We start from the raw sequence: 9632 nt of genomic DNA, 5'->3' as shown, positions 1-9632 counted from the left end.
GCGTCCTTCGTGCATCCACCAGGCCCCAACAGGTCGAACACCCACGATCAGGACCAACAGCGCATCTCGACAGGCGAGAACGCTTCAGCCCTGGGGGCCGCCGAAGTAGCCGCGGACGATGTGGGGCTGACTCTGCCTGGGGCTTGTGCAGCCCTGGGTGAAACTGCGATGGCTGCCGGCCGCACCTCCTCGGTGCCCGCTACAGACGACGGGTGAAGCGCCGAGGCCACGGGAAGGCTCTGGTGGCCGTCGCCCACTCGATACTCGTCATCGTCTGGCACCTGCTCAGTAATCCAGACGCCCGGTTCCACGACCTCGGATCCGACTACCACCTTCGGGTTCTCGACTCCGCGGTCCGGACCCGAAAATTGGTACACCAGCTCCAGGTCCTCGGTCACGATGTGACCCTCACCACGAAGGCCGCATAGCCACAACCCTCGCCGCCCTCGGCCTCAGCTCAGACAGGCGTCCGAGATCGAGGTGGGTATTTTCGGGTTAGATCACCTGCTTCGCCGCCCTGCTGGAGCCGTTTGACCTGGCCGGCGTGACGGTGACCGCCGACGCACTGCACACCCAGCGCGAGCACGCCCGGTTTCTGGTGGAGGACAAGCGGGCCCACTACCTGGTGGTGGTCAAGGCCAACCAGCCCGGACTGTTCCGGCAGTTGAGATCGCTTCCGTGGAAGCAGGCCACCGCCCGGCGCTACGACCGAGAGACGGGTCACGGCCGCAAGGAGACCCGGGTGACCAGGGCCTTGACGGTCACCGAGCTCGGTCTGGACTTCCCCCACGCGGTGCAGGCCGCGAGGATCCTGCGCCACCGCACCGACCTGCGCACGGGAAAGGTGACCCGGCAGACCGTCTATGCGCTCACCGACCTGACGGCCCGCGAGGCCTCTCCCCAGCGGCTCGGACAGCTGGCCCGCTCCCAGTGGATGATCGAGAACCGGCTCCACCTCGTCCGCGACACCACCTTCACCGAGGACGCCTCCAAGATCCGCACCGGCCACGGGCCCGACAACATGGCCACCCTGCGCAGCTTCACGATCAACCAGCTGCGAGCGGCAGGCCACACAACATCGCCGCCGGGCTCCGCGAGATGTCCTACGAGCCCTTCCGGCGCCCACTGGGCCTCCTCCGCATCGCCTGACCAGCAGCGATCCAAGATCAACAGACTTTGAAACAGCCCTGGATCCCGAGCACCCCAAGGTCAAAACGCTGTACGAGACCTGGGAATACCGGGACATCAGCGGCCAGCAGCCGTTCCCGGACGCCCCGATCTACGCCGCCATGCTGCGCCAACTGCACTGACAACGCCCCGCGCGCCTCCCCCGCTTTCCCCTGCCGGGTCGAAGTGCAGGCCGACGCACGCCCATTCCCGGCCCGAACCCACTGCAGGAGCAGCCGTGATTGACTTATCCCCCGCGGGTTCATCCGCAGAGACGCGCGAGATTCCGCGAACCCGTCGGCTTCTCGGCGGCGGCGGCTACAACGCGTGCCTGGCGGCCGAACTCGTCGGCCCGACCGGGTCGGTCGTGTGCGTGGAGATCGACCCCTACGTCCATGCCCGGACCGAGCGGTTCCTCGCCGAGACCGGATACACGGACCGTGTCCGTCTCGTCCTCGGTGACGGCGCCCACGGAGCGCCCGGAGCGCTCGTACCGGCGGAGGGCTTCGACGCAATCATGGTGACGGTCGCCGCGAACGACGTCCCGCCGGCCTGGTTCGGCCAGCTCGCCGAGGGCGGTCGTCTGGTCCTGCCGTTGCGGATTGGCGGGTTCACCCGCGCCATCGGGCTCCGCAAGGAGGCTGGTGCGCTGGCTTCCACCGGCATCAGCGTCTGCGGTTTCGTACCGATGCAGGGCAACGGCCGGTGGGACGAGACACCCGACCCGATCGGTGAAAGCGGCTACGGCATCCGCTGGGAGGACAGCACGCCTTCCCCGTTCGACGGCCTCGACCGGGCCCTCACCACACAGGGGGTGGTGGAGGTGCGGACCGGAGTGACCGTCGTCGCGAACGAGTCCTTCGAGCACCTGCAACTGTGGCTGGCGACTTCGGTGGCCGGATTCTGCCGCCTGACCGGGGACCGCGAGAAGCCCGGCCCCGCTCGGGTGCCGAAGAGCATCGACGCCATGGCGATGGTGTCTGCCGGCTCCCTGGCCTGTGTGGTGGTCGATCGCCTCGCCGACGGCGAGTCCGGCTCCACGCCCACCTGGGAGTTCCTCATCCAAGGAATCGGCCCCGACGGCAAGGCCGCCGCGGACACCCTGACCGGTGCCGTCCACGCCTGGGACCGGAACCTCCGCGGGCGTGCCACCCCCGCATTGACGATCCTGCCCGCGGGGACATCCGACAGCCTGCTGCCCGCCGGCGACATCGTCGAGAAGCCCCAGACGCGCATCGTGACTGGCTGGACTGGGCGTGACGGCGCCGCCGATCCGGGCGTTGGGCAGGACACGGCGGGGGAAGGGGAGACCGGGCGGTGATCATCTGGGTCAACGGGGCGTTCGGCGCTGGCAAGTCGACACTGGCGGGTGGGCTTCGCGAGGCGTTGAGCGGATCGGTCATCGCAGACCCGGAGGACGTCGGCGCGCTCCTTCGCCAGAGCATGGCCGGCCACCCCCGAAGGGTGCGCGACTACCAGGAGTACCCCGCCTGGCGGCGCCTGACCACCCGCCTCGTCGCCGAGCTCCACGAGCTCGCCGCCGGGCCGGTGATCGTCCCGATGGCCGTCCTCAACCCCGCGTACGCGGCCGAGATGTTCGGGCCGCTCTCCGAGCTGGGGACACCCTTCTACCACGTGGTGCTCCACGCCGGTCCCGATCGGCTCGAAGCGCGGATCGCAGCGAGCTGCGAGTACCCGGGTGAAGAGGAACGCAGCGAGGCAGTCCGCTCCCACCGGCGCCGACGGGCCGCCGACTACAGCCAAGCCTCGGCTGCCTGGCTGCACGCCGCCGCCTCGCACGTCATCGACACCAGCCACGTCACCCCCGGTCAGACCCTCCACACCGTCCTCGCCCACCTCCCCGTCTTCCCCTGAACACCCGGAGATCCGCACCATGACCACCCTCGTGACCCGTGCCGTCCGGCTCGGAACCCGGCCGAGCCCCATGGCGATGGAGCAGACCGGCCGCTTCGCCGACGCCTTCCGCACCCGGCACCCCGGGACCACCCTCGACATCATCAAGATCACCAGCGAGGGCGACGCCCACCGCGGACCGCTCTCCCAGATCGGCGGCAAAGGCGCCTTCTTCACGCGCCGCGCCGACGAGCACCTCCTCGACGGCCGCGTCACCGCCACCATCGCCTGCGCCAAAGACCTCCCCGGACCCCACGACCGGGCACCGGGCTTGACCGTCGGCGCCGTCCTCCCCCGCGAGGACGCCCGTGACGTCCTGGTCCTTCCCGCTGGCCAGCCGCCCACCACCCTCGCCGAACTGCCGCCCGGAACCCGGGTCGGGACCAGCGCACCCCGCCGCGCCGCCCTCCTGAGAGCCCTGTATCCCAAGCTCACCGTCGTGCCGATCCGGGGGAATGCCGACTCCCGGCTCGCCGCCCTTGACGGAAGCCGGCTCGGAGCCGACGTGATGATCGCGGCACTGGCCGGCCTGCGCCGCCTCGGTTTCGCCCACCGGGTGACCGAGATCCTCGACCCGACCGTGTGGCTGCCCGCCGCCGGCGCTGGGATCGTTGTCATCGAGTACCGCGCCGACGACCCCGAAATCGCCCAACTCCTGGACGCCGTCACCCACCCGCCGACGCGAACCCTCCTGGACGCCGAGCGGTCGGTGCTGTCCGCCCTCGAAGGCGGCTGCCTGACCGCCGCGTCCGCCCACGCCGTCCTCGACCCCGACACAGGACTGGTCACGGTCCATGCGGCCGTCCTCGATCCGGCCGGCGGGCCCGCCCTGCGTTCCAGCGCAGACGGCCCCGCTGATCATGCCGCGGACATCGGCCGCCAAGCCGGACGTGCCCTCCTGGAGGCGGGCGCTGCCCGCCTCCTCGCAGTCACACCCTGACCACCGCACACGCTGGCCCTCAGACACAGAGCAGGCCCCAGCCCAGCACGGAGCAGACGATGGACGCGCTATTCGCCCCACCCCGGAAACAGCCCGACGAGGAGCGGATGCGCGACGCCCATCACCGGGCCGCGCGCACCCTCCTGGTGGGCGGGGCATCGGGCCCGGAAGCATGGGGGTGGCAGGGCCGGACCATCGGTCGCCGTTGCGGCGACCGATGGCTACGCGTCGTCTCCCGACCGCTGGAGAAACCGGCAGGTCGACTCTGGGACGGCGCGGCCGCCGCGGACACCCAGCTGCCCCGCACCATCCCCCGGCCACGGGTCGTCGACGTTCTGGAATGGACGGCGGGCGGCCACCGCTACAGGGCGGAACTGACCGAGCTCGTACCCTGGCCGGTCATCCAGACCGGGGGCCCCGTCCTTACCGACAACCCGGCCCTGCCGCAGATGTGGTGGACCGAACTCACCGCCGCCCTGACAGCCATGTCCTCGGTACCGACCGAGCGACAGGCCGTCCGGCAGCAGTGGATCGACAAGAACTTCGACACCTACCTCGGCATCCCCCCGGTACAGGTCACCGCCTGGACCACCGGCCACGGAGATCTCCACTGGGCGAACCTATGCGCTGAGCATCTTGTCGTCCTGGACTGGGAGTCCTGGGGACGGCTGCCCGTCGGATACGGCGCCGGCCTCCTCCACGCCTACAGCCTGCGCGCCCCCGCGACCGCCCGCCGCGTCCGTACGACGTTCGCCCACATCCTCGATACACCTGCGGGACGGACCGGGGAACTGGTCGCTCTCGCCCAGCTTCTGCAGGTCATCGCGCGAGGCCACCACCAGGAGATCGCCGAGGCGATCAGTGCCCGCGCGGAACTCCTCACCGGCCGCCCCGTGCCGCGGAGAACTGCCTGACCCCGCAGCCGTCCCGCCCGTGTGCCCGTTCCTAGATCTCACGCCCACCGGGATCCGATGCGGGACGCCCCCTTCCCAGCAACCCCACCGTGAGAGGCCACCTCCCCCATGACCGATGCAAGCATCCTGGGCCTGTTCGCACACCCCGACGACGAGGTGTTGGCCGCGGGCGGCGTCCTCGCCCGGCACGCCGCAGCCGGAGCCCGCACAGCCGTGGTGACCGCAACCTGGGCCCCCGACAGCCACCGCGCCGAAGAGCTCGCCCACGCGCTGCGGATCCTCGGCGCAGCAGAGCCCCGCATGCTCGGCTACGCGGATCACCAGGTTCCGGACTCCGCTCCCGAGCAGCCGCGCCTGTGTGACGCCCCGCTCGGCGAGGCGGTCGGTCGCGTCGTCGCGCACATCCGAGCCTTCCGGCCCGACATCGTGATCACGCACGACCCCTCTGGAGCGTCCGGGCACCCCGATCACATCAGGACCCACCAGATCACGGTGCTGGCCGTCCATGCCTCCGGTCTCCCAGACCTCCACCCTCATGCCGGACCGGCCTGGACACCGCGCAGTCTCTGGCTGGCCGCGTACCCCCAGGTGGGAGCGCGCGATCTGGCTGACCTCCTCGCCACGGTCGGGAAACGGCTCCGTACGGTTCCGGACGAGATGGTCACCTCGCCCGTCGATGTCCGTCCCTGGATCAGCCAGAAGCAGGAGGCCCTTTTCGCCCACCGCTCCGAAGTCGCGCGGGCCCGCTCCCTACCCGCCATACTGTCGGGTCTCCCGGACAGCTCCCGGGCGGACCTCCTGAGCACCGAATGGTTCATGTGCCACGACTTGACCCCCAGCCAAGTCCCCCCGCAGCGCGTCCCGGACCCACTTCACCTTCACCCGGGTACGGGGTGTGAGGCGTGAAGGAGTCGAAGCAAATCCCGCCTGTCCTCGCGCAGTGGGCGGAGCAGCGCCTCGGGCCGGTCATGACCGTGCACGATGCGGCGCACGACCGGCCGTCTTCACGGGTGTGGGAGTTGGCCACCCACCAGGGCGTCCACGCCTACCTGAAGATCTCCCCCGACGCAGGCGTTCACCCGCGAGGCCCTGGCCTACCGCTCGGTCGTGCCGGCCCTTGGACACGGCCGGGCGCCGCAACTCCTTGACTGCCGCGCAGAAGACCTCGTACTGCTCCTCAGCGCCGTGCCCGGGACTCCCGTCAAGGCTCTGCGCATGACCACGACCGAAGAGGGAGTCCTGTACGAGCAGGCCGGCTTGCTCACCGCACGCCTCCATGAAGCAGGCGCGACCGGGGAATCCACCCAGGAAGTCGCCGAAGCGACTTTCCTCGCCGCGGCGGACAAGGTGGAGATGCACCTAGCCCAGGCCGGGTCCCTGATGAGCTCCGCCGAGCAGAAGCTGGTGCGCGGCTACGCGCAGCGGCTCCGCCAGGTCGGCAGCGTCCCGGTGGGCTTGGTCCATGGTGACAATCGCCCCCGGAATTGGCTTTGGTCACGGCCCGACCAGCGGCTTTTCCTCATTGACTTCGAGCTGACGCGTATGGCGCCGGCCGTCCAGGACTTCGTCATCCTCGCTACCACCGTGTGGGCCGACCGGCCTGACCGGATGGACGCGTTCTTCCAGGGCTACGGCCGCCAACTGGCCGAGGGAGAGCGGATCGCTCTACGGTGCCTCACCGCACTGGACGCGGCCGCCTCCCTGGCCTGGGGCCCCTCACATTCCGACGCCTTCGTCACGTCTTCCGGTCGGCGAACCCTGGAGCGCTTCATGCACGAGGACCAACCGTGAACCCGGTCTCGCGGCCCTCACGCACGTGGAGGTACAGGAACCGAACAAGGGAGGGAGGGATGAGTGCTCCACCACCTCATCACACACGGTGACGACCTGCGCATGGTCCCCCCGACCACAACCAACTGTCCGCCGCCGTCAAGGAACTACGCGCGGAACTCCGTGCACTTCCCGCAGATACCGATGACTCCAGGGCGCGGGCCCTGGCCCGGTGGATCGGCATCGGTCTGGTGAGCCTGGGCAACTACAGCGACGGAAGCACGTTCATGAGGCAGGCGCTCGACCTGGCCACAGCCAGCGGCAACACCCGGGCCGTCATCGCCGCCGAACTCAACCTCGGCGACGCGTACCGCCACGCCGGTGAGGCAGAGACCGCTGACGTGCTCTACCGCAAGGCCCTGGACACCACCCGGAGTCAGCACCCGGAACTCGTGGACTTCGCCCTCCAGCACTTCGGCAAGCACCTCATGGAGCAAGGCGACCTTGTACTGGCGCGCGCCCACCTTCGCGAAGCGTGGCAGCTACGGAGCGCCAAGGGCGACACCGGTCTGATCGCATCTACCCAGGCCGCGCTCGACCGCGTCAACTTGCTGATCGGACAGGCGAACATAGACTGCCGCGCACTGCTGATCGCAGGCCCTCTCACCATTCCTCGGCCGCGCTCGGCGCCCGCCAGATCATCGCCACGTCCGCCCGGACGGCGAATCCCAGCGACTCGTACAGCCTCCGTGCGTCAGCCGAGGCGTACAGGTCAACGACCGTGCACCCCTCACCGGCGAGCCAGTCCAGGGCGGCCGTGACGCAGGCCCGGCTGTACCCGAGCCGGCGGTGTGCGGGGTCGGTGGCCACTGACCCGAGATGTCCGGCGTAGGGGGCGCTGTTCCCCGGGCTGGGGAATCGAGGGATGCGAGTAGCGACGGCACAGGCGGCGAGGGCGCCGCTCTCCGTATCGACTACGAAGGCAGCGAACAGCGGGTCGGTGATGCGTTGAGCGAACGTTGCTGCGCACTCTGCCGCCCATTGCGGATCGGGGGCCGACCCGGGTGCCCCGAACATGATCCATCTCAGCCTCACGAGCTCCGCCGCGTCGGTGGGCACGGCGCGACGAGCTAGTTTCCCGGTCATGGGGCATCTCCCCTCGTGGCTGGTTTAGGTGGATCCGTCACAGTACTGGAGGAGCCGAATGGAGGAGTGGTGCACATCCTGGACGAGGCCAGGGCGGGTGCGGATACTGCTGGTCCCGGCGGCCCTCGGTCAGTTCGCGTGAAAGCCCGGGGCTCAAGGCCCGGGATCTCGTCAACAGTCGTCGCCGCTGTGCAGCATCTGAACGATGCCCGTCCTGCGGGCCTCGAGCGCGGCCGTCATCCGGAGTGCTGCGGAGGGAAGCAAGAGCTCCCCGGCTTCGTCCGGGTGTGCCCACATGTGGGCTTCGAGCTCGTCGGCCTGGAGTCGGACGTCTGGGGCTTTGAAGGTGCCCGCGTCGAACACGAAGTTCACCGAGGGGTGGGGAAGCCGCGGTCCAGGAAGGGACCAGGTGACCACGGCCAGAGCAAGGTCGTTAGCGTCGAGGCCGGTCTCTTCCAGCAGTTCCCGACGCGCGCACTGGACAGGGTCCTCGCCGTGGTCAACGACTCCGCCGGGAAACATCCATCCGTCGCGGTACCTGGCCTTGACGATGAGGGGCAGGCCGTCCTCGTTGGTGACGAGCACGGACGTCCCGGCGTAGGCGCGGAGACGAGTGGCCAGCCGCTCGTCCTGGGGTGATAACCCTGCGGGGTCGGGCTCGCTGGCGGGCATCTGGGCGGCGGGCTCGGAAGAAGTCATCGCGTCAGCATTGCGTATCGGCAGCGCCCCAGCCGGGCTTTTGCTGGTCTGGTCGCTGTTGCGCGTACCGTGCCCGGTTGCGCACGGTTGCGGGTGCGCAACGGAGTCCGCCGTCCTCACCCATCGGTGTTGAGGGCCTCTCGCAGGGCGATGACGGTGCTGAAGTTCTCGGCGATGCCGTCCTGCATCATCTTCACGCTGGTGGCGTTGAAGCGGCCGTCCTGTCCGGTGCGGTGGCGCTCCTCGATGTCGGGTATCCGTTCGAGGCCGCGTTCGCGGTCCCACCACAGAGCGCCGACGTCCAGCTCCGCAAGCAGCAGGCCAGCCTCTAACCTGCGTCCTGACCCGTCCCGATTCGTATCGGAGTGCAGCTCGTGGTGAAACCGACCCTCGTCGTCGTCAGCGGCCCTCCAGCCACGGGGAAGAGCACGCTCGCTCGCGTCCTCGGAGCAGAGATGGGTTGCCCCACGATCATTCGTGACGAGATCAAGCAGGGCATGGTCATGAACGTCTCAGATCACCGCCCTGACGGGGACGATCCGCTGAACTTGCCCGCTTGGACGACCTTCTTCGACACGATCACGGTCCTCCTACGAGGGGGCGTCACCCTCGTGGCTGAGGCTGCCTTCCAAGACCGGCTGTGGCGTCCGGGGCTGGAACCCCTCACGGCCATGGCTGACATCCGCGTCCTCCGGTGCGTTACCCCCGCCTCGACCATCGTCGACCGGATCACCGAGCGCGCTTGCACCGACCGCCACCGAGCCGCCCATGGGGACGCAGCCCTCCTCGCCGATATCCAGGCCGGTGCGTATGACCCAGACCGGTTAGTCCCGATCAGCCTCGACCTGCCGACGCTGATCGTGGATACATCGGACGGCTACAGCCCGGGAGCCAATGAGATCAACGAGTTCCTCGTCCGCCCTCGGTAGAGACCCGGGCCTGCGGTGCTGTCCGGCCGCACCCACCGGCAGCGGCTCGGTAAAGGAACTCGCTGGTCCGTCGAGACCCGGGCCTCTGCCGCTTCGATGGCCTGGAGCCGGTTCGAGGTGCCCGGTCCGTGTGCTGCCGCTGTCTGGGTGGAT

Annotated in this window: 12 protein-coding genes and 1 pseudogene; 11 read left to right on the top strand and 2 right to left on the bottom strand. The window is 69.4% G+C overall.

The features are described 5' to 3' along the window. Window positions 1-212: 212 nt before the first annotated feature. The 9 genes and pseudogenes from ACFWP3_RS07850 to ACFWP3_RS07810 all read left to right on the top strand — a co-directional run. Window positions 213-428, top strand: coding sequence for a hypothetical protein (locus ACFWP3_RS07850; protein ID WP_384217337.1), 216 nt, complete (start codon window positions 213-215; stop codon window positions 426-428). A gap of 116 nt (window positions 429-544) precedes the next feature. After that, entirely contained in the window at window positions 545-1180 is a 636-nt protein-coding gene (locus ACFWP3_RS07845) for an ISAs1 family transposase (RefSeq protein WP_384217336.1), read from the top strand. A 225-nt stretch (window positions 1181-1405) separates the two neighbouring features. After that, window positions 1406-2488, top strand: coding sequence for a hypothetical protein (locus tag ACFWP3_RS07840; protein WP_384217334.1), 1083 nt, complete (start codon window positions 1406-1408; stop codon window positions 2486-2488). Continuing rightward, window positions 2485-3042, top strand: a complete 558-nt coding sequence (locus ACFWP3_RS07835; RefSeq protein ID WP_384217331.1) for an AAA family ATPase — start codon at window positions 2485-2487, stop codon at window positions 3040-3042. Before ACFWP3_RS07840 ends, ACFWP3_RS07835 begins: the two co-directional genes overlap by 4 nt. A gap of 19 nt (window positions 3043-3061) precedes the next feature. Continuing rightward, on the top strand, window positions 3062-4021 hold the full coding sequence (hemC, locus tag ACFWP3_RS07830; RefSeq protein WP_384217329.1) for a hydroxymethylbilane synthase: 960 nt from the start codon (window positions 3062-3064) through the stop codon (window positions 4019-4021). Between the two features lie 59 nt (window positions 4022-4080). Further along, the gene (locus ACFWP3_RS07825; protein ID WP_384217326.1) at window positions 4081-4935 is read left to right on the top strand and encodes a hypothetical protein; all 855 of its coding nucleotides are present in this window, start codon (window positions 4081-4083) and stop codon (window positions 4933-4935) included. Between the two features lie 108 nt (window positions 4936-5043). Beyond that, on the top strand, window positions 5044-5841 hold the full coding sequence (locus ACFWP3_RS07820) for a PIG-L deacetylase family protein (protein WP_384217324.1): 798 nt from the start codon (window positions 5044-5046) through the stop codon (window positions 5839-5841). Between the two features lie 201 nt (window positions 5842-6042). Then, window positions 6043-6726, top strand: coding sequence for a phosphotransferase enzyme family protein (locus ACFWP3_RS07815; RefSeq protein ID WP_384217321.1), 684 nt, complete (start codon window positions 6043-6045; stop codon window positions 6724-6726). A 230-nt stretch (window positions 6727-6956) separates the two neighbouring features. Further along, window positions 6957-7253: pseudogene (locus tag ACFWP3_RS07810) on the top strand (hypothetical protein); the annotation flags it as partial. A 115-nt stretch (window positions 7254-7368) separates the two neighbouring features. On the opposite strand, the gene ACFWP3_RS07805 reads toward ACFWP3_RS07810, so the two are convergent. Further along, entirely contained in the window at window positions 7369-7782 is a 414-nt protein-coding gene (locus tag ACFWP3_RS07805) for a GNAT family N-acetyltransferase (protein WP_384217347.1), read from the bottom strand. A gap of 240 nt (window positions 7783-8022) precedes the next feature. Next, window positions 8023-8550, bottom strand: a complete 528-nt coding sequence (locus ACFWP3_RS07800) for an NUDIX domain-containing protein (RefSeq protein ID WP_384217319.1) — start codon at window positions 8548-8550, stop codon at window positions 8023-8025. 77 nt (window positions 8551-8627) lie between these two features. On the opposite strand from ACFWP3_RS07800, the gene ACFWP3_RS07795 reads away from it, so the two are divergent. Together ACFWP3_RS07795 and ACFWP3_RS07790 are read left to right on the top strand one after the other, a co-directional pair. Then, window positions 8628-8882 carry a hypothetical protein gene (locus ACFWP3_RS07795; protein WP_384217316.1) on the top strand — a complete coding sequence of 85 codons (255 nt, stop codon included), beginning with the start codon at window positions 8628-8630 and terminating at the stop codon, window positions 8880-8882. 42 nt (window positions 8883-8924) lie between these two features. Then, window positions 8925-9479: an AAA family ATPase gene (locus ACFWP3_RS07790; RefSeq protein WP_384217314.1), complete on the top strand. Its 555-nt coding sequence runs from the start codon at window positions 8925-8927 to the stop codon at window positions 9477-9479. Window positions 9480-9632 lie beyond the last annotated feature (153 nt).

It is taken from the genome of Streptomyces sp. NPDC058525, from assembly GCF_042719495.1.
GTDB lineage: Bacteria > Actinomycetota > Actinomycetes > Streptomycetales > Streptomycetaceae > Streptomyces.
Note: the sequence above shows the minus strand (reverse complement) of the source record. Positions and strands in the feature narration are given on the sequence as shown.